This is a genomic window from Roseburia sp. OM02-15 (assembly GCF_003481835.1).
Lineage (GTDB): Bacteria > Bacillota > Clostridia > Lachnospirales > Lachnospiraceae > Eubacterium_I > Eubacterium_I ramulus_A.
The window spans coordinates 126907-148063 of sequence record NZ_QULX01000002.1 but is presented as its reverse complement, the minus strand read 5'-3'; the positions used below and the strand labels follow the sequence as shown (position 1 = coordinate 148063).

17 protein-coding genes are annotated in these 21157 nt (G+C 42.5%); 1 reads left to right on the top strand and 16 read right to left on the bottom strand.

Annotated elements, in window-relative coordinates:
- Nucleotides 1-6 precede the first annotated feature (6 nt).
- The 8 genes from DXB15_RS02800 to DXB15_RS02765 form a co-directional block, all read right to left on the bottom strand.
- On the bottom strand, nucleotides 7-882 hold the full coding sequence (locus tag DXB15_RS02800) for a hypothetical protein (RefSeq protein ID WP_118701958.1): 876 nt from the start codon (nucleotides 880-882) through the stop codon (nucleotides 7-9).
- Nucleotides 883-1014: 132 nt separating this feature from the next.
- A complete protein-coding gene (locus DXB15_RS02795) occupies nucleotides 1015-2343 on the bottom strand; it encodes a hypothetical protein (protein ID WP_118701957.1) in 1329 nt (442 codons plus the stop codon).
- A gap of 94 nt (nucleotides 2344-2437) precedes the next feature.
- Nucleotides 2438-3061 (bottom strand): ABC transporter ATP-binding protein, encoded by a 624-nt coding sequence (locus DXB15_RS02790; RefSeq protein WP_109214691.1) that lies wholly within the window; start codon nucleotides 3059-3061, stop codon nucleotides 2438-2440.
- A 357-nt stretch (nucleotides 3062-3418) separates the two neighbouring features.
- On the bottom strand, nucleotides 3419-4243 hold the full coding sequence (locus DXB15_RS02785) for a hypothetical protein (RefSeq protein WP_118701956.1): 825 nt from the start codon (nucleotides 4241-4243) through the stop codon (nucleotides 3419-3421).
- Nucleotides 4244-4581: 338 nt separating this feature from the next.
- Nucleotides 4582-6042, bottom strand: coding sequence for a MocR-like pyridoxine biosynthesis transcription factor PdxR (gene pdxR, locus DXB15_RS02780; protein ID WP_118701955.1), 1461 nt, complete (start codon nucleotides 6040-6042; stop codon nucleotides 4582-4584).
- Between the two features lie 6 nt (nucleotides 6043-6048).
- Entirely contained in the window at nucleotides 6049-7719 is a 1671-nt protein-coding gene (locus DXB15_RS02775) for a glutamine--tRNA ligase/YqeY domain fusion protein (RefSeq protein WP_109214684.1), read from the bottom strand.
- 126 nt (nucleotides 7720-7845) lie between these two features.
- Nucleotides 7846-8676 (bottom strand): rhomboid family intramembrane serine protease, encoded by an 831-nt coding sequence (locus DXB15_RS02770; RefSeq protein WP_118701954.1) that lies wholly within the window; start codon nucleotides 8674-8676, stop codon nucleotides 7846-7848.
- Between the two features lie 286 nt (nucleotides 8677-8962).
- Complete coding sequence (locus DXB15_RS02765; RefSeq protein ID WP_109214682.1) at nucleotides 8963-9193, bottom strand: LysM peptidoglycan-binding domain-containing protein; 231 nt, start codon at nucleotides 9191-9193, stop codon at nucleotides 8963-8965.
- 258 nt (nucleotides 9194-9451) lie between these two features.
- On the opposite strand from DXB15_RS02765, the gene DXB15_RS02760 reads away from it, so the two are divergent.
- The gene (locus DXB15_RS02760) at nucleotides 9452-13711 is read left to right on the top strand and encodes a 2-hydroxyacyl-CoA dehydratase (protein WP_118701953.1); all 4260 of its coding nucleotides are present in this window, start codon (nucleotides 9452-9454) and stop codon (nucleotides 13709-13711) included.
- Between the two features lie 308 nt (nucleotides 13712-14019).
- Here the strand turns inward: DXB15_RS02760 and DXB15_RS02755 are convergent, their stop codons facing one another.
- The 8 genes from DXB15_RS02755 to DXB15_RS02725 all read right to left on the bottom strand — a co-directional run bounded on the left by DXB15_RS02755 (nucleotide 14020) and on the right by DXB15_RS02725 (nucleotide 21154).
- Complete coding sequence (locus tag DXB15_RS02755) at nucleotides 14020-15141, bottom strand: aldo/keto reductase (RefSeq protein WP_109214680.1); 1122 nt, start codon at nucleotides 15139-15141, stop codon at nucleotides 14020-14022.
- Between the two features lie 128 nt (nucleotides 15142-15269).
- Complete coding sequence (locus DXB15_RS02750; RefSeq protein WP_199670973.1) at nucleotides 15270-15869, bottom strand: TetR/AcrR family transcriptional regulator; 600 nt, start codon at nucleotides 15867-15869, stop codon at nucleotides 15270-15272.
- 144 nt (nucleotides 15870-16013) lie between these two features.
- Nucleotides 16014-16172, bottom strand: a complete 159-nt coding sequence (locus DXB15_RS16875) for a hypothetical protein (protein WP_158582181.1) — start codon at nucleotides 16170-16172, stop codon at nucleotides 16014-16016.
- 248 nt (nucleotides 16173-16420) lie between these two features.
- Nucleotides 16421-16852, bottom strand: a complete 432-nt coding sequence (locus DXB15_RS02745) for a hypothetical protein (protein WP_109214679.1) — start codon at nucleotides 16850-16852, stop codon at nucleotides 16421-16423.
- An 86-nt stretch (nucleotides 16853-16938) separates the two neighbouring features.
- On the bottom strand, nucleotides 16939-18279 hold the full coding sequence (locus DXB15_RS02740) for a tripartite tricarboxylate transporter permease (RefSeq protein WP_055288980.1): 1341 nt from the start codon (nucleotides 18277-18279) through the stop codon (nucleotides 16939-16941).
- Nucleotides 18280-18291: 12 nt separating this feature from the next.
- Nucleotides 18292-18774, bottom strand: a complete 483-nt coding sequence (locus DXB15_RS02735; protein ID WP_118701952.1) for a hypothetical protein — start codon at nucleotides 18772-18774, stop codon at nucleotides 18292-18294.
- A gap of 47 nt (nucleotides 18775-18821) precedes the next feature.
- Nucleotides 18822-20084, bottom strand: a complete 1263-nt coding sequence (locus tag DXB15_RS02730; RefSeq protein WP_118701951.1) for a hydroxymethylglutaryl-CoA reductase, degradative — start codon at nucleotides 20082-20084, stop codon at nucleotides 18822-18824.
- A gap of 107 nt (nucleotides 20085-20191) precedes the next feature.
- Nucleotides 20192-21154: a hydroxymethylglutaryl-CoA lyase gene (locus DXB15_RS02725; protein ID WP_118701950.1), complete on the bottom strand. Its 963-nt coding sequence runs from the start codon at nucleotides 21152-21154 to the stop codon at nucleotides 20192-20194.
- Between the last annotated feature and the right edge of the window lie 3 nt (nucleotides 21155-21157).

Genomic DNA, 21157 nt, shown 5'->3' with positions numbered 1-21157 from the left:
TTGTTATTACCTTCCCGCCTGATATTTCTTCGCTGCAAACATGCAGCCAATCATCAATCCCACACAGCTTCCTGCCAGATACAGATAAGATCCCCAGATTGGAAATACCTGCGCCCGCAGATATTTTTCATAATGAACCCACGGAATTGCATGTGCCATCGGAAATAACCACATCCACGCTGCATTTGCTGAGCAGCTTACTGTTCCAAGTACGATTAGTATTCCATCCACCAGAACTCCTACAAACTTCCGATTACACAGTGCTACAAAAAGTAAAATCATTGCCAGCAGAAAAAAATATAAAAACAGCATCAATATAGTGTGTAGTACCGCAGTTGAAAACAACATCTGCTGATACAGATTTTCTGGAAGTAACTGCAAGATATAATCGCCTGTCCGTTCTGGAAAAGTACTGGAATAATACGTTACCGCATTACTGAATTTCATCTGCCAGACACCTTTTCCACTCATCATGATACAAGAAGATACGATCAGAAAAGCTACCAGAAATACAACTGCTTCCAGTGCAAAGAAAATCTGTCCCCAGATCCACGTTTTCTTAGCGCAACGCATTTGATACAAAAAATCAATCCCGCCCTTTTGCGGAAAATCAGATAACAGCACCAGAAACAATGCCGGTAAAATCAACACGATTACACCGGAATTTCCCAACGCCACAAATGCTTCCAATATCGTTACCGGCTCCCCCATACGAACCGCGCAATCCTGTAATGTTATAATAATCTGCATATGTATAAACACCAGCATCACGCCAAGAATGATCAGGCGGCTACTGCGCATCCAGCGCTGAAATTCCACACTGCTGATGTGAAATACTGCTCTGATGTTTCCCTTAATTTTTCCGGTTTCACCACTTTTCACCTCAATCCCCCCTTCCCCACCGCTTAGTGCTCTACGCACTTGAAGCGGGGGAATGCTTATTCTGCGGTAAAATATTCCAATACATCTTTCTTATTTATGTTTTTTATTTTTTGACATGACCTAGTCCGTTATTTACGCATTACCGAACGTATAATATACCGCCCCTGAAATCATATCGACATAGACATTCAACACCTGATTTTTCACAGTATTTACCCCGCTGAATTTCCAGAACGGATAATAAACTGCCGTATCTTCATTAAATCCCTGACCAGTGTCCGTCATATAACTTGCATAACCAATTTTTACTTCCTGCACCTCCAGTTTCAAAAAGGATGCCAGTTTTTTGCTTGCAATATCCAGCGCCTGTTCCACTCCAACCATCTGTGTATCCTGATACAGCGGATGAACCACATCAGACTCTGACGGTCCTTTAAATGTAGATACGCCTGTATCATCAACGACATTGACATATTTCATCGACTCCTCAATTGCATAGCCTTCATAAGAATTTGCAATATCGGTATCCTGCAGATACAGGTAAGGCATATTTTCAAACCATCTTCTGACATTAAAAGTATACATGCAGGTATCAGCCTCCAAGCGATACACACTTACATCCGGAATGTCAATTTTTACTCCTTCTGCCATTGGAAATGGTGTCCCTTTTTCAAAATATTCTTTTACCTGTTTTGCACTTTCCCCAATCTTATAGTCTCCGGAAATGAGAGGATAGACTTCTTCTTTTAGCTCCTCCAGGTTTCCTGACTGAAGCAGTTTAAGATCATATTTCAGATAAATATCGTTGATTGGTTTCGGGTTTTCTCCAAGATACGCACTGAGTTTTCCATCGCTCATCATAAAAATCCCCTCTACGCCAACCATAGCGTAGCACTGTTTCGTATCCAGAAGTAACGCATCTCCACTTCCTAACTGTTCGATTGAAACATCTGACAATAAAGGATAACATTCCGGTGCACCTTTACTTTCATCCATTTCTAAATCAGCTCCTATGACACGTACTTCTTTTTCCAGATCAATCTCTTCCTGTTTTCCGATGCTTACCAGCCAGTTTTCTAATGTCTCAAGCCCTTCCTGCACAGACATTCCATGTGCTGTCGTATAAAATACAGATAATCTCGAAAGTTCTTCTGGAAACGGATCAAATGTACAATCCTCTGTAAAATGAATGTTCGGATAGGATAAGTCCTGAATCTCCTGTATTTCCTGCTCATAGTGATTTGGATATTCTGCTATAGCAATTCTGTTGTCTACGATTTTTTCCTCATACTTTTCCTCAGAAAAATTTATTTTTTTCGTCTCTGCGCTCTGTGACCGCTGGTTCTTGTCTTCCTGCTGACTTTTCGTATTTCCACATCCACATAATACAAATAATAAAAGGAGTAATCCTACGGTCAGCCCACCTAATAATGTCTGTTTAATCGTACCTTTTTCTGTCATAGTAATTCCCTCCCCACATACATATCGACTTCTCCTAAATCATGTTTTCAGCATTCTCTTTCATTTACGTTATTCTCTCTGAATCAACATATGCTTAAATTAACTCTCCCTGTTCCATCTCATGTACTTCATCACAAAGTACACGAATGTCTTCTGCATTGTGACTGGCAATCACAATGATCTTGCGCTCATCTTTCATGAATAGCAACAGCTTTCGAATTTCTTCCACCCCGTTCTTATCCAATCCGTTCATCGGCTCGTCCAGGATCAATACCGACGGATTTTCCATGATTGCCTGCGCCAGTCCCAGTCTCTGCCGCATTCCAAGACTGTATTTTTTCACCGGAAGTTTCAGATCCGGATCCAGCCCGACTGTCTGTATTGCTTCCCGGATTTCCTTTGCAGAAATCTTGTTTTTGATTCCGGCAAGCACTTTCAAGTTCTGAAAGCCGCTGTAATAGGGAATAAATCCCGGTGTTTCGATGATCACTCCAGCATCCGGTAAATAATCCACATCCCGTCCGATCACTTTTCCGTTGGATTCCACCGTACCTTCCGTTGGGCGGATAAATCCACACATGCACTTCATCAGCATTGTTTTTCCGCTGCCGTTATTTCCTACCAGACCATAAATGTTGCCTTCCTTTAAGGTCAGTGAAACGTTGTTTAAAATCTGTCGTTTATTCAAAGCCAGAGAAATATTTTTAACCTCGATCATCGTTTTTGCTCCTCCCCAAATCATTTTATTTTTTTGCATTTACTAATTCCTGTTCATCCTCGCTGGAAACTATTTATATCAAAATTCAAGTCGAACGCACGTGAGACTTGGTGCGTGATTCTGGTCAGCGAAAGCTGACATATTCTTCTCAGAATCACTGCACATCTACACTTCGTTCCGGTCGGCGCAAACCCATTGTCTCCCAGACAATGTGCGCCCCCGTGGAGCGTTTATCTCAGTCGGAGATTGTACTCCCACTGAGAAAGACTTGTTATTACTCACCACTTGCAGAAGTGGGAGTCTTCTCGACTGAGATAAATTCACCTCAAATCACATTGTATTTTTACAAATATTCCATCACTGAACTGTACTTAACTTCATACTGAGATAAAATACATCAATTAATACTAGATAAATGACCAACATCACCACAAACGGAATCAACCAGGTCACACTTCTCGATATATTCATAATCGATTCTGGTCTCACAGCCTCGATCCATGTAACTTTTTCATATTTTTCTGCCACCATACAATCTGACGCCAGTTTTCCAAGTACCTGCTGATAAATATAATTGATCATAAACGGCAAACAGATCAGCATGTATTTATCCCGAAAAGCAATTGCCACACCAATTCCAAACAGGCTGCCCATCATACCATAAAGGAATGCTCCAATCAGACGTTTCACAACTTCCGCCGCAAGCGTGCTTCCCATCAGATAAAACTCCTGTTCTTTCACTGGCAGCGTATTTAACGATGGAAAACGAATCACCATAAGCAACCCGAACACCGCATAACCGATCAGGAAAATAATTCCTCCAGCCAACGCTCCACCGCAAACCTTGGAAATACAATATCGCAATTTTCCGGATCTCATCAGCGCAAATCGGATCTGACCATTCTGCCTTTCCCCGGACAGTGAGATCATATATCCCAATGTCAGAAGCATCGGTGCAAATACGGTCAGCCAGCCTCCGATGCCTGCCCGCCACAATTCAAATGCAGTATGCGGAGTGTTAGTGACTTCTGGTCTTATCAGCAATGAAAAAATAGATATCTGACTGCCGCCAACGTTCATGTCTCCCGTTGCAGTCAGACACAAAGCAATAATTCCTGCCACACCAAGTAATAAATATGGCAAATGTAAAATTTTCTGTACTTCTATCCGTATGTTTCGCATTATAACATCTCACCCCCAAATTTTCCGTTCAGATATATTTTTTGATAAGTGACTCTCCGTATACATTATTCAAGTCGAACTCACGTGAGACTTGGCGTGTGATTCTGGTCAGCGTAAGCTGACATATTCTTCTCGGAATCACTGCACTCTACACTTCTGTTTCATGTCTTTCTTTCTTGTTTTTATTATATAAAATCAATCTGTATTCTTTATGTACTCTGAAAATTTTTTTAAAATTTTCTCAATTTAAGCATAGAAAAACAGCTCCTATGTCACGCGACATAAGAGCTGCTTTCCTTTACTTATTCATTTTTTACCCAAACTTGCATTCCATAGATTCACAGAGTCTGACACGCCATTTCCGCCAAAACCCCATCAATCATCTGCAATCCATCTGCAATCTGTTCCTCTGTCAGCCCGCCATATCCCAGAAGCAAAATCGGATACTCCCGCTTCGGATTCTGACTGATGTAATACTCTGACAATCCGTACACACGAATTTTCTGCTCTGCGCATTTCTGAATCACACCCTGCTCTGTCAGTGTCGTGCCAACTTCCACTAACAGATGCAAGCCGGAGTTTTCCCCCATGATATTTAACACCCATGGATACTTACGCAATTCTGCCAGCATAAAATCATGTTTTGCCTTATAAATCGCACGCATACGGTTGAGATTTTTTTCAAAATATCCCGCTTTCATAAACTGACAGATTGCCTGCTGCATCAGATTCGGCACGGTACAGGCATAAAATCCGCAACATTCCCGAAATCTGGATAACAACTGTTTTGGAAGCACCATATAACTGATACGGGTAGAAGGTGCCACACTTTTGGAAAAGGTTCCCAGATAGATCACACGTCCAAAACGATCAATCCCCTGCAAAGCCGGAATCGGTTTTCCCTTATAGCGGAACTCACTGTCATAATCATCTTCGATAATATAGCGTTCCGGTTCTTCCATCGCCCAGTTTAACAGTTCCAGTCTGCGTTTCATCGGCATGACGATTCCAAGTGGGAACTGATGCGATGGCATCACATAGGCAATGCTGGCATCTGTTTCCCGCAACAGATCCACCCGCATTCCGGACTCATCCAATGCTACTTCCTGCACCGGGAAACCAATATTCCGGAAAGTTTTGTATGCCCTCAGATATGTAGGAGATTCCATTGCTACACAATGTTCTTTTCCAAGCATCTGCGCCAGTAAAAGCTGCAAATATTCATTTCCGGCTCCGATCACGATCTGTTCCGGCACACACCGGACGTTTCGCGCATGAAACAGATAGTCACAGATGGTCTCTTTGAGATTTGCCTCTCCGAAAGCACTTCCGCTGCTCATGATCTGTTCCCCTTCGTCCAGAAGCAGATTTTTCATAATTTTACTTAAGCCATTATAGGGAAAACTCTCCAATGCCAACGCATTCAGTGAAAAATCAATCCGATAGGTTTCCTTTTGATCCTTCTCAGCGGCTATTTCAGATCTGATTTCTGTCAATATACTCTGGCTCTGTGTATCTGCTGTATGAATATCCGTCAGATCATACAGTTCCCGCACATCACAGGCAAAATAACCGCGATATGGTTCGGCATGTATATAACCCTCGGAAACTAACTGATCATAAGCAAGCTCTACAGTACTGCGGCTCACCTGCAGATAATCCGCCTCAAACCGGGTAGAAGGCAGTTTTTCCCCCTGTAAAATACGGCCCTGCAAGATTGCTTCCCGCAGGGCTTCATAAATTTGTTCATATAAAGGCTGTTTTTTTTCTGTATCAAGCGTAATCGCTAATTCTTTCATTTTCTCCTAAGCCTGTGTCGGCAGTTTGTATGAGCTCTTTAAGGATACGATACGATTGAATACCGGATGCTCCGATGTAGAATCTTTTGCATCTACACAGAAGAAACCATTTCTTACAAACTGGAAGCTGTCGTATTTTTCTGCTTTCAGTAAAGATGGCTCCACATAGCAGTTATCCAGTACAGTGAGAGAATTCGGGTTCAGATTCAGACTTCCGTCCTCATTGTATACACCTTTCTCCTCGTCAATGATATTCTCATACAGACGAACCTGTGCTTTCACTGCATCTGCTGCTGATACCCAGTGGATAGTTCCACGTACTTTTCTTCCGTCCGGGCTGTTTCCTCCGCGGCTCTCCGGATCATAAGTACAATGTACTACGGTTACTTTTCCATCTTCGTCTTTCTCAAATCCAGTACAGGTTACAAAATATGCGTTCATCAGACGAACTTCGTTGCCCGGATACAAACGACGATATTTTTTCGGTGGTTCTTCCATGAAGTCCTCACGCTCAATATAAACCTCACGGCCAAACGGAACGACACGTTTGCCAAGCTCCGGATTTTCCATGTTGTTATCTACTTCCAGTTCCTCGGTCTGCCCTTCCGGATAGTTATCAATTACCAGTTTGATCGGATCAAGTACTGCCATAGCACGGGAAGCTTTTAATTTCAGATCCTCACGGATACAGTACTCAAGCATTGCATAATCCACAGAACTGTTGCTCTTTGAAATACCGCACAGCTCTACGAACTTTTTGATAGAGGATGGTGTAAATCCTCTTCTTCTCAGTGCTGCAATGGAAACCAGACGCGGATCATCCCATCCGTCTACAATGCCATCTTCAACCAATTTCTTGATGTAACGTTTTCCGGTTACCACGTTAGTCAGATACAGTTTTGCAAACTCGATCTGTTTTGGTGGATGCGGATACTCCAGCTCTCTTACTACCCAGTCATACAGAGGACGGTGATCTTCAAACTCCAGTGTACAGATAGAATGGGTAACACCCTCAATGGCATCCTCGATTGGATGAGCGAAGTCATACATCGGATAAATGCACCATTTGTCTCCGGTACGATGATGTGTCATATGAGCTACACGATAGATGACCGGATCACGCATGTTGATGTTCGGGGAAGCCATATCGATTTTTGCACGTAATACTTTCTCGCCATCCTGATACATGCCATTTTTCATATTTTCAAATAATTCCAGGTTTTCTTCTACACTACGGTCACGGTATGGGCTGTTTTTACCCGGCTCTGTCAGAGTTCCGCGGTACTCACGGATCTCCTCTGCAGACAGATCGCAGACGAACGCTTTTCCTTTTTTGATGAGTTTTACGGCAGCTTCATACATCTGGTCAAAATAATCGGATGCAAAGAACAGTCTGTCCTCCCAGTCAGCGCCAAGCCACTCAATATCTGCTTTGATGGACTCAACAAACTCTACTTTTTCTTTTGTCGGGTTGGTATCATCAAAACGCATGTTGAATTTTCCATGATATTCCTGAGCAAGTCCATAGTTTAAAAGGATAGATTTTGCATGTCCGATGTGAAGATATCCGTTCGGTTCCGGTGGAAAACGGGTACATACGGTCTCACATCTGCCCTCCTCTATGTCCTTGTCAATAATCTGCTCAATAAAATTTCTGGAAATTGCTTCATTTTCCATAATCAAACCTCTCTCTCCTGTATTTTAAGTAAGAATCTTATCTGTCATAATTCCCACAAAACTGCCCTTAAACTACTTAAGCTAGCATTTCATTTAGTATTTTTACCAGGAAATGAAATGCATCTATTATTTTACATGTTCATGGGTAAACAGATGATCCTGACAATATTCATAATTTCCATTGCATTTGGAACAAAAACGGAACTCCAGATTCGGATCATCCAGTTCCGTCCGTCCACAAATCGCACATTTGTGGCGTGTGACACCTTTCGGTTGCTGTACCTGACGGTGATACGTCCGCTTCCTGTGTACTTCTTTTGGCGATACACTGCGATAGTTGCGTGTACTGAAAAAGAAAATCAGGAAATTCAGAATAGATGCGATAATAGCAACTCTGCCTCCCCAGCTTGAGATAATCATACTGTAAATGATCAGTGCTGCATAAAAACCTGCCATCCATTTCATTTTAATCGGGATAATGAACCAGAGCATGATTCGCATATCCGGATAACACATCGCAAATGCGAGGAAAATTGTCATGTTAATGTAATATGTGCTGAAGCTGGATCCCATTGGTATCGGTGTATTTACGCCATAGATCACATACAAAAGTAATGCTCCAAGCACCGTAAAAATCATTCCGCCAAAAATGTAAACATTAAATCGAAATGCGCCCCAGGTGCGCTCCAGCGCAGTACCAAGCTGATAATAAAGCACAACCATGATCAGCATAAAAATAATATTTCCGGTTGGTGGTGGAATCAATACCCAGGACACCAGTCGCCAAACCTGTCCGTAATGGAAAATCATAAACGGCTCCAGCGTCAGAAAACCATACGCCTGCGGCGCAAGAATATTGATCAGGTAGCCTGCCACATAAAAGAGAATGATATATTTCATCAATCCCTGAATGGCAAATTTTCCAAACTTGCGTTCCATTTTATTCAAAAAATGCATGCTGTTTCCTACTTTCGTTTTATTTTTAGCACTTTTTTCGCTGATTCATTTGCCTTTCGCAAGCGTTCCATACAAATATTTGCGAGAAAAAGATGGCTATCTTTTGATTATATAGAGCGACTATCACTTTGTCAACTTGGCAAACTTTGAAATTTTGGTGTCCGATTCACCTGCCACAGCCATTTTTCATCATCCCATTGTTTGTTCTTGGAACATACAGACAACACAAACTTCGTCACACTCTGACAGGTAAATCGAGCACCTTGCTACCATACACATCTACTACTTATGCTTCATCCCGCATGATCTTTTTTCCAACCGGAATGCACAATTCGTCTCCGATCTGCAGATTATATACGTTCACATACGGATTTGCCAGCAATATATCTGTCACACTCACATGATGATACTGCGAAATTTTATATAAAGTATCCCCCTCTTTTACCACATGAATCAGCCCCGGGCAGCCGTGCATCATGCGGGATTCTCCATATTCGGATTCGAAATAAGGATTCATAACGATTTCCTTTTTCTTTTAGAATATGCGTTTTTCTTAAAATTGCACCGCTTATTTTATTGGTTTCGGGTTTTAAATAGGAACCATTCTCAATTTGTTAAAATATTATAAAAAGATTGTATTTTGCTATTTCCTGTCGTATAATGAAGTTCGCTTGTAATCTGACAGGTGTTATACATATAATATGAAACTTCTGAAATCCGTTTTTACTGAAAATCAACGATTTCAGACAATCAATCAACATATATAGGTGGTAAAATGGATAATTTAAAATTACACAAACTTGGAATTGATATCGGATCAACTACGGTAAAGATTGCAATTTTGGATGATCAGAATACGTTAGTTTTTTCCGATTATGAGCGCCACTTCGCAAATATCCGCGAAACGCTCACCGATCTGCTTCATAAAGCATACGAAAAACTCGGACAGATCCAGCTCTGTCCTATGATCACCGGTTCCGGTGGTCTGACACTGGCAAAACACCTCGGTGTACCTTTCGTACAGGAGGTTATCGCCGTATCTACCGCTCTGCAGGACGCAGCTCCACAGACAGACGTAGCCATCGAGCTTGGTGGTGAGGATGCCAAGATCATTTATTTTGAAGGCGGCAATGTTGAGCAGCGAATGAACGGTATCTGTGCCGGCGGTACTGGTTCCTTTATCGACCAGATGGCTTCCCTGATCCAGACAGATGCCAGCGGTCTGAACGAATATGCGAAAAATTATAAAGCAATCTACCCGATTGCTGCCCGTTGTGGTGTATTTGCAAAAACAGATATTCAGCCGTTGATCAACGAAGGGGCAACCCGTGAAGACCTGTCTGCTTCTATTTTTCAGGCAGTCGTAAACCAGACCATCAGTGGTCTTGCCTGTGGTAAACCGATCCGTGGTCACGTTGCATTCCTTGGCGGTCCGCTTCATTTCTTATCCGAACTGAAAGAAGCATTTATCCGCACACTGAAACTGGATGAGGAGCATACAATTGTTCCTGAAAACTCCCACCTTTTTGCAGCTATCGGTTCTGCTTTAAATTACAAGGAAGAAAATCAGGTATCCTTAGAAGATCTTCTTGGCAAATTAAAAGGTGAGATCCACATGGAATTCGAAGTAGAACGTATGGATCCGCTGTTTGCAGATCAGGCCGCTTACGACGAATTCACTGCTCGCCACAATGGCGCATGTGTAAAAAAAGGCGATATTTCTACATACAGTGGTAACTGCTATCTTGGAATTGATGCAGGTTCCACTACAACAAAAGTTGCTCTGGTTGCAGAAGATGGTACCTTGCTGTACTCCTTCTACAGCAGCAACAACGGAAGCCCGCTGGCCACTTCCATTATTGCTATCAAAGAGATTTACGAACAGCTTCCGGCAGATGCGCACATCGTATCTTCCTGCTCCACCGGTTACGGCGAGGCACTGGTAAAAGCTGCTCTGATGCTGGATGAAGGTGAAGTAGAGACCGTTGCTCACTACACCGCTGCTGCTTTCTTTGATCCGAAGGTTGACTGTATCCTCGATATCGGTGGTCAGGATATGAAATGTATCAAGATCAAAAATAACACCGTTGACAGCGTACAGTTAAATGAGGCATGTTCCTCCGGTTGTGGTTCTTTCATCGAAACTTTTGCAAAATCTCTGAACTATTCCGTACAGGATTTCGCAAAAGAAGCATTATTTGCGAAAAACCCGATCGACCTTGGAACACGTTGTACTGTCTTTATGAACTCCAAAGTAAAACAGGCACAGAAAGAAGGCGCATCTGTTGCTGATATTTCCGCAGGTCTGGCTTACTCTGTTATCAAAAATGCATTATTTAAAGTAATCAAGCTGTCCGATCCGACAGAACTTGGTCAGAACATTGTTGTTCAGGGTGGTACCTTCTACAATGACGCTGTACTGCGAAGCTTTGAGACTATTTCCGGATGCAAAGCAATCCGCCCGGACATTGCCGGTATCATGGGTGCATTCGGTGCCGCACTGATTGCCCGCGACCGTTACGAAGGCAAAGAGACAACCATGCTGTCCATTGACCAGATCAACGATCTGAAATTTGAAACAAAACTGGCCCGCTGTGGCGGATGTACCAACAACTGCCTACTCACCATCAACAAATTCTCCGGAAACCGTCAGTACATTACCGGAAACAGATGTGAGAAAGGTATCGGTAAAGAGAAAAACAAAGAACAGATCCCAAACCTGTTTGAATATAAGCTGCATCGTATCTTTGACTACGAACCTCTGAGTGAGGAAGAAGCAACCCGCGGAACTCTCGGTATGCCAAGAGTCCTGAACATTTACGAAAACTATCCGTTCTGGGCAACATTTTTCAAAGCACTGAAATTCCGTCTCGTACTCTCTCCGGCTTCTACCAGAAAGATTTACGAACTTGGTATTGAGTCCATTCCGAGTGAGTCCGAGTGTTATCCGGCAAAACTTGCCCACGGACATATTACATGGCTGATCAAAGAGGGCATCGACTCCATCTTTTACCCATGTATTCCTTATGAACGTAAAGAGTTCCCGGATGCAGGCAACAACTACAACTGCCCGATTGTTACTTCTTATGCAGAAAATATCAAAAACAACGTAGATGACATTACATCCGGAAAAGTAAAGTTATACAATCCATTCATGTCATTCGCAGATGAGGAAACTTTAACAAAACGTCTCGAAGAAATCATGAAAGAAGATTTTGATATTCCGGCTTCTGAAGTAAAAGCTGCTGTACACGTTGCATGGCAGGAACTTGCAAACGCCCGTAACGATATGCGCAAAAAAGGCGAAGAAACCATCCAGTGGTTAAAAGACAACAAACGCCGCGGTATCGTACTTGCCGGCCGTCCATATCATATTGACCCGGAGATCAACCACGGTATTCCGGAACTGATTACATCCTACGGATTTGCAGTTCTGACCGAAGATTCCATCTCCCATCTGCATCAGGTAGAACGCCCGCTGATCGTACTTGACCAGTGGATGTACCACTCCAGACTGTATGCAGCTGCAAATTATGTAAAAACGACCGACTTTTTGGATCTGATCCAGTTGAATTCTTTCGGTTGTGGACTGGATGCTGTTACCACCGATCAGGTCAGCGATATCCTGACTCATTCCGGCAAGATTTACACCTGCCTGAAGATTGATGAGGTAAACAACCTTGGCGCTGCACGTATCCGTATCCGTTCTCTCATCGCTGCCATCCGCACCAGAGAGAAAAATCCGAAAGAGCGCAAGATTGTTCCTTCCAGCTACCAGCGTGCCGTCTTTACAGAAGAAATGAGAAAGACGTATACAATCCTTGCTCCGCAGATGGCTCCGATCCATTTTGAACTGTTAGAGCCTGCATTTAAGGCTTCCGGCTACAACTTAGTTGTTCTTGGAAATGACAACAAAGCTGCTGTAGACGCTGGATTAAAATATGTAAACAACGACGCTTGTTATCCGTCCCTGATCACCGTTGGTATGTTCATGGATGCCGTAACTTCCGGCAAATACGATGTCGACCATCTGGCGATCATTATGTCACAGACCGGTGGCGGATGTCGTGCTTCCAACTATGTCGGATTCATCCGTCGTGCACTGGAAAAGGCCGGATATCCGCAGATTCCGGTTATTTCACTAAACCTGAGCAGTCTTGAATCCAATCCGGGATTTAAGCTGAATGCTTCTCTGATCCAGAAAGGTATGTACTGTCTGGTATTCGGTGATATCCTGATGCGCTGTATCTACGCAACTAGACCGTATGAAGCAGTTCCGGGTTCCACAAATGAACTGCACAAGAAATGGGTACAGAAAATCACTGATTTCGTATCCACAGACAAGCTGATCCGTCATAAAAAATATAAACAATACTGCCGTGAAATGGTACATGATTTCGATGTACTGCCAAGACTCGATATTCAGAAACCAAAGGTTGGTATTGTAGGGGAGATTCTTGTAAAATTCATGCCGATGGCAAATAACTATCTGGCAGATCTTCTGGAATCCGAAGGTGCTGAGGCTGTAATCCCTGATTTACTGGACTTCTTCCTCTACTGCTTCTACAACAATAACTTCAAGACAGACGTCCTTGGATTTAAGAAATCTACCAAGACAAAATCAAATCTTGGTATCTGGGCGATTGAAAAACTGCGTGGAGTTGCGCATAAAGCACTGGAAGAAAGTAAGCATTTCACACCGCCGGCAAATATTTACGAGACTGCAAAAAATGCAGAATCCATTGTATCTCACGGTAACCAGACCGGTGAGGGATGGTTCCTGACCGGCGAGATGGTGGAACTGATCAATTCCGGCGTCAACAACATTGTATGCTGTCAGCCGTTTGCCTGCCTGCCGAACCATATCGTAGGTAAAGGTGTTATCAAAGAGCTGCGTCATCAGTATCCGATGTCCAATATCGTGGCGATTGACTTTGATCCGGGTGCCAGTGAAGTAAACCAGTTGAACCGTATTAAACTGATGCTGTCTACAGCGCAGAAAAATCTGAAAAAGTCACAGAAACAGGACGCGTAAAAGAATAGTTTCTTTTGTGGCTAAACTTTAGGGTATAGAAAGTGGGAGTGCTTCATTTTTCTCCGCGGCTAATAATCGCCTGCTGAGAAAAATGAAGCACTCCCACTTAATTTACACACGCAACTACGATACACTGTTTCATCTATTGTTTCGCATACAATAGTGCACTATCTGTAGTGTATTGGCATTTACTATTACTTTATATATACGTAAACGGCGCGCCCGGTGATTTTTTCTTGGAAAGCGATTGTTAGCTGACAAGACAAAAGCACCGGGCGCGCCTTCATTAAATTATATCTATTATTTAATTATTTCAGAAGATTTTCGCTTACGCGCTCAAGTTCTGCACGAATCTGAATATGCTGCGGACATGCTTCCTCGCATTTTCCACATTTTACACACTCATTTACACGTTTCAGTCCATGGCCACCTACCAGCCAGTTTTCCTGATGTACCGCCATATCTTTATCGCCGTACAAAGTCAAATAATTCATTGCTGTGAAGGAACCTGAAATACCAATCTGCATCGGACAGACTTTTGCACAGTAATTACAGGTTGTACATGGAATCAACGGAATTTTATTCAGTTCTTCCTGCGCCTGTTTTAAGGTCTGCAGCTGAGCATCATTTAATTCATTAAAATCTTTCATATAGGACAGGTTATCTTTCATCTGCTCTATGTTGCTCATACCGGATAATACGGTGATAACGCCTTCTAAGTTTGCCGCAAAACGAACAGCCCAAGACGCAACAGATGACTCCGGTTCCGCATCTTTTAATACTTTTACTACGGATTCCGGCGGAGTTGCCAACATACCACCCTTTACAGGCTCCATGATGATGACTGGTTTGCCATATTTTCTTGCTACTTCATAACAGCCTCTGGACTGAATGGCCGGGTTCTCCCAGTCTGCATAGTTGATCTGAAGCTGTACAAATTCCATCTCCGGATGTTCTTTTAAAATTGCTTCCAGCTCTTCCGGTGTGGAATGGAAAGAAAATCCTACGTGTTTGATCAGACCTGCTGCCTTTTTCTCAGCCACCCAGTTCCACATATCAAATTTGTCAAAATATTCGGTTCTTGCCTCACCCAGATTATGCAGCAGATAAAAATCAAAGTAACCTGCACCGGTCTGTTTTAAAGAGGTGTCAAACTGCGCATATGCTTCCTCTTTTGTCTTACAGTTGATCCATGCCGCATTTTTTGTCGCAAGCTGGTAGCTTTCACGTGGATAACGCTCTACCAATGCCTGACGGATGGCATCTTCGGAACCTGCGTAAGCCCATGCGGTATCAAAATAAGTAAATCCTGCATCCATAAACAAGTCTACCATCTCTTTGGTCTGCTCCACATCAATGACACCGTCTGTCTGCGGCAGACGCATCAGACCAAAACCAAGTTTTCGAATGTTTTCACCTAAATAACTCATAATCTCTTTTCCTCCTGCTATTTTTTATACACAAAGCTTCTCTTTCATCTATAACAAACATATCTGAATCACTGTAATTCATACAAATAGATAATGAATTTTATATAAAATTGAAACAGCTTTTATTTTTATATCAGATATGGTTGTATCAATATCATCAGATAGTTTTTACAATATTCCTGCGTGCGTTCCCTAAAACTGTACGCACCGTCGCTCATACACCAACAAAGCATTTCTCCATACAGAACATCCACCAGCATTTTTGCAAAGTCTTCCACCGGAAAATCTTTTTTCAGCAATCCACATTCTATACCATAGAAAAATAATTCCTGCATGTCTTTCAGATCTGCATGCAGCTTATTTTTGTCAAAGGAATCCGTCACCAGATTGGGATTTACCACGTTTTTCACCCATTCCTGTGCCATCTGCACACTTCCCTGCTCGATATAACCGGAAAAATTCACCATGTAAAATTCCAGTTTTTCTAAGAATGTGCCTTCCAATGACTTTGCCTGTTCCAGAATTTCCCCGAACATGCCTCGACTGAGTGCCAGTACGATATCTTCTTTTTTCTTAAAATACGTGTAAAAAGTGCCTTTGGAAACACCGGCAGTTTCTGTGATCTGTTCCACCGAAGTGTCATTTAATCCTTTTTCACAGATCAGCTTTTGCGCTGCCTCCATCAACTTTCGTTTTGTTTCCAAAGCTGCCAGTTGGCGATTGTTCATAATGATTTCCTCTCTTGTGATCGCTTTACTATACTTATTATATCTTTTCATTGACTGTCAGTCAATGAATTTTAAAACAGACTACAAAAAATATCCGCATCTTTTGACACGGACATTTTCTATATGACATTACATTATGCTTCTTTATTTTTTTCTGTATAATCTTCCATCTTTTTTTACAGAAACGCCAGTGGGCAAATGCTCTGGCGCAAACACCCGATTTACTTTTTGAATCAGCCCTGCGGATTCATCCATTTCAAGTTCTGCCACAGGTATGTTCTGATGCATAAAAATATATTCCATTGCGATATTCTCCCTCCTTTCACATTCGTCGTATTATTATTTGTTGTTACAATATCAGTAATGCGAAAGGGTGTCAATAAACCAATGATATACAGGCAGCTTTTCATTCTTGTTTAATATTTTTCACTTTTTGGAATTGAAAAACTGCCCGCATCGTCTGATACGGACAGCTTTTTTGTCTAGCACGTATTCTTTTTTGTAATCCCCTCCCATACTCGATTGATTATTTTTTTTAATGGGTATGCAATTTACTGTACGATTCCGCACTCCAGACACTCTTTTCCAATGAGCTGCACTGCATAGCGCTCCAGTTTGATACAGTCCGCTTTCGGGGCTCTTTTTCTTGTTTTTCCTAACATATAACACAGATATACTTTTCCGATCGTTATATTTTTATTTTGAAAACGAAATCCATATCGCTCCGGGTGCTTAATCGCATCGCAAAATCTGGCATAACACTTTGCATCCGCACGCAATGTTTCTCCGGCATTCTCATAAATCTGTCCTACCATACGGCTCATGCCATCCACATAGCATTCTACAAATTCATCATCCGTCAGTTTTTCATGCTCTGCAAGCTCCAGTTTTTCCCTTACTGCCTCACCAAACAGATGAATGTTCTGGTCAATGAGATCTACAAAATACTGATACGTGTTTTCCTTTTTTGATGCGAATATCATAGTGTGCCTCCTCATACGTCTTCTTTTTACTGGCAATTTTTATGTCAGAGCTACATGTTCCACATCACATATAGCCCTGATTATTTTTATATTGCCAGTGCACAAACTGAGATCAGTGTAGTTACGATCCAGCCAGATGCATAATATGCCATAAACTGTACACCGGTATGGATTCCATAATGGTTGTTTAAGAATCCACCAAATACACCGATTACCAGTGCAGTGATAATACCAAATAAACCTGCCTCATGGAAAGCCAGCATACAAACCAGTCCCATAAATGCGCCGATCAGTGCCTCATGACTGATGGAACGGAACATCTTTTCAGACCACTTACGGGCTTTTTTGATTGCCATCGGATATGCAAACATACAACCGAAGATAATACCGATAAATCCGTAAATGAAGTAATCTGACATGGTCAGATAATCATGTAAATTAATCTGGTTGAATAACGGAGATGCCGGCCCTAAAGCCACCGGACTCAGCGGCAAACCAAATGCGATCATCGGGATCAGAAGTTCTCCCAGATAAGTTGCATTGGAAACCGCATCCTGTACACCAAGGGTTGTGGTGACACGGTCAAATAACTCTTTCTTTCTGGATGCTACCAGCTCACCCAGCATAACCGTCATACCAACCGGGGAAAATGTAAATGTGCAGGCTGAAATTGCAGAACAGCCGGCAACGTAACCTATGGATGATTTACCAAAAAATTTAAATGGGTTCGGGAAAAATGGCATTTTTTCTTTGGAATCCGGTGCAAGCCAGATCTCTGTCGGTTTTTCCCTGCGATTCTCCGCACGTTTTGCAGGAATCATAATGTTGAAGATTTCTGCGATCATCGGGCCAATGGTAATTCCCATGAAAATAGATGTAAATAATGTCTTACCTACTGCTTCTGTGGAAATTCTCTGCAATCCCTGAATCAGGAACGCAAACGGAACCAGTGCTACCACTGCTCCGATCTTCGCCTGTGACATAAATGCGATGACGCATGCCGCAATGGTAAAGATCAGTCCGCTATACTGTGTGATAATATCGCTTAATGGTGCCAGAATCTGTGCAAACAGAATAGCGATCGGTAAACCGATCAGGGATCCGATCATGGATCCGGCGGACATTTTTCGCATGGAAATATGCGGAATACCAAGTTTTTTACCGATGTTACTGTTTTCTACCATGGGTACTGCCATGGTGGAACCCGGAAGAGCCGCCATCGCTGTCGGTATCGTATGTGTGATCTGCATCGCAACCAAAATTGCGATAAACCATGCAAAAATAACAACCGGTTCAAATCCCATTAAGACAAGGATCAGGGTAATTGGTGCCATGGTCGCTGTCTCATCTGTACCAGGGATAATTCCGATAATGGAGAAGATGATTCCTCCGATAATTGAAACAATAATTGCCTGTATAATCAGCATGTTGTCTACCTCCTATGCATCTTTTTTGCTCTGACCTCCCGCCAGTTCTCTGTATTCCGGCTTGTAATTGTTTGCTCCTTCCGGAATCAGTGCCAACAGACCGTACAGTTCCAGATCTTCCAGTTCTTTGATTACATCCGGTCCGACCTTTGTCAGTGCCTCGCCTTCCTCTTCCGGTGTCATATGTGCGTATTCCAGTACTTCTGCAATATCTGTCGTACTGTCAAGTTCCGCAACAAGACGTTTCGGTCGGAAGGATTTCGCAGAGATTACGGCTGCAATAAAGCAGCCGGCAATCCCTATAAAAAGAGCATATCCTTTCGCAAGATTCTCTTCAATCGTTCCCATACTCATGAAGATCTTACGTCCGATCAGGTAGAAACACATGGTAAAAATAACCCCTAAGATAATCGATATCGCCAATTCCTTGATATTAACGGTATCTCCCCATACTTCCGTCAACACTTTTTCTTTTTTCTCAGGTTCAGTATTCATAAATACGCTCCTCCTGTATTTTTGTTTTATTTTCAATATGTCACATATTATTTGCTGTATTTTTCAAACAGTTCCTGTGCATATTCCAGACGAACTTTTTTCTCGGAAACCATCTGTTTTACAATTGCTTCCAAAACTTCGCCTTTTGCTCCTACGGTAGAAGCCAGATTTCTTGCATGCAGTGACATATGCCCTCTCTGGATGCCTTCTGTCGCAAGTGCTTTCATCGCTGCCATGTTATTTGCCAGACCAACTGCTGCAATGATCTGTCCCAGTTCTGCTGCTGTCTTAACGCCAAGCATTTTTACAGCTACCTGTGCGGTCGGATGAATCTTTGTCGCTCCACCTACTAATCCAACTGCCATCGGCATTTCGATTGTTCCAACCAGATCGCCGTTTGCATCTTTCTCCCAGGTTGTCAGGGAAGTATATCTGCCATTTCTGCTTGCATAAGCATGTGCGCCTGACTCAATGGCACGGGTATCGTTTCCTGTTGCCATAACAACCGGGATAATTCCGTTCATGATACCTTTGTTGTGTGTTGCTGCACGGTATGGATCTGCTGCTGCAAATGCATAAGCGTTCAACATCTTATCTACTACTTCCTCGCCGCCGATTGCCTCTTTTTTGAATACGGCACGGGCTGTTACCAGTCTGTGATCTGCAAGGTTGGATAAAATACGAAGCTCTGCGGTTCCACCAGTAATTTCTTCCAGGTATGGTGCGACTGCTTCTGCCATTGTATTAACTGCATTTGCACCCATTGCATCCAGTGTATCAACCAGCAGATGAACGATTAGCATCGGACCAACCATAGAATCAATGACACGTACTTCTACGTCTCTTGCTCCGCCGCCAAATTTCACAAGTACCGGATCTTTCTCATTACACTTCTGGATAATCTCATCTTTGTGCTCCAGAATCATGCTCTTTGCTGCAAATGGTGTCGGAACATTCAGAAGCTGAATCTGGGAAATCATAACTGTTCCGGAAGAATGTGTCGTAAATCCACCGCCAACGCGTGCCATCTTTGCTGCGTTTGTGCAGGCTGCAACTACGGAAGGCTCCTCAGAAACCATCGGGATAACATAATCTTTGCCGTTGATCTGGAAGTTGATTGCCACACCAAGAGGAAGTGCAAAACGTCCGATTACATTCTCGATCATATGATCCGCCTTGTCCATATCCAGACTGTCCGCATCCTGCAGCACTTTCTGGTCTTCTTCTGTCAGATTTGCAAACTCTGCAACTTCTTTCATTCTGTCCTCAACTGATAATTTGAAAAATCCTGAATATTTACTTGTTTTCATTGTCTTATTCTCCTTTACCCTTACCGATACAAATTACTGATGTATTTCTCTCTATTTTCTAAAATTTATAAATGATTTGCTGTTTCTTGTCTCTTTCTCAAAACACACTATCGAATGGAACTTGTAAATGAACTTAATTCTCTTCCCAAAATACGTTCTACCATCGTTGCTATTTTATAACATTTCTGCTCATCAATACCAGTCTCAATTCCCATCTGGTTCAGCATTGTCACAAAATCACAGGTCTCTACCAGACCGGTTCTGCGTGTGTCAAAATAATAGTCTCCGATTCCTTTTACCGGAACGTTATCAACGATATTTGCCACCTGACCACCAATGCCACCCATGGAACAGTCAAACATTGTCACGCCGGCTTCCATTGCTACATAGTAGGCTGTTAAGCCCATGCCTCTGATATCATGTACATGGAAACTGTGTGCAGACGTATCCGGATATTTGTCCAGTACAGTGGAAAAATATTCAAATACTTTCGCCGGATCTGCAATTCCATCCGGATCGGAATGCTCAATCTCATCAAATCCGATATCAAAACATCTGTCGCAGAATTCATATGCCTTTTCCAACGGCACTTCCCCCTGAATCGGACAGCCGAAAATGGTACCGATGTTTGCAAATACTTTTTTAACACCATGATCATGTAAAAACTTTACATTCTTTTCTGCTTCCGCAAACAGCTCTTCGTGTGTACGATTCATATTTTTTCTTGCATATGCTTCACTGGTTGCAAGCTGTCCGCATAAAACGCGGTCAATCTGTGCTCCGTCTTCCAGTGCCTGAACGGTACGCTCACATGCTTTTGTATTCAATGCCAGTACTGTGTACTCTACATTTTCATTCTTTGGCAGTCCCTTTAATACTGCCTCGATATCCTTAAACTGCGGAACATATTTGATATGACTGAAGGTTCCGACTTCGAACTTTGTAAATCCCGCGTCAATCAGTTTGTTTGCGATCCAGAGCTTTGCTTCTGTCGGTACAAACATTTCCTCATGCTGGAAACCATCTCTTAAAGTAACATCCATTACTTCCACTTTTTTTGGTAGTTTCATCTG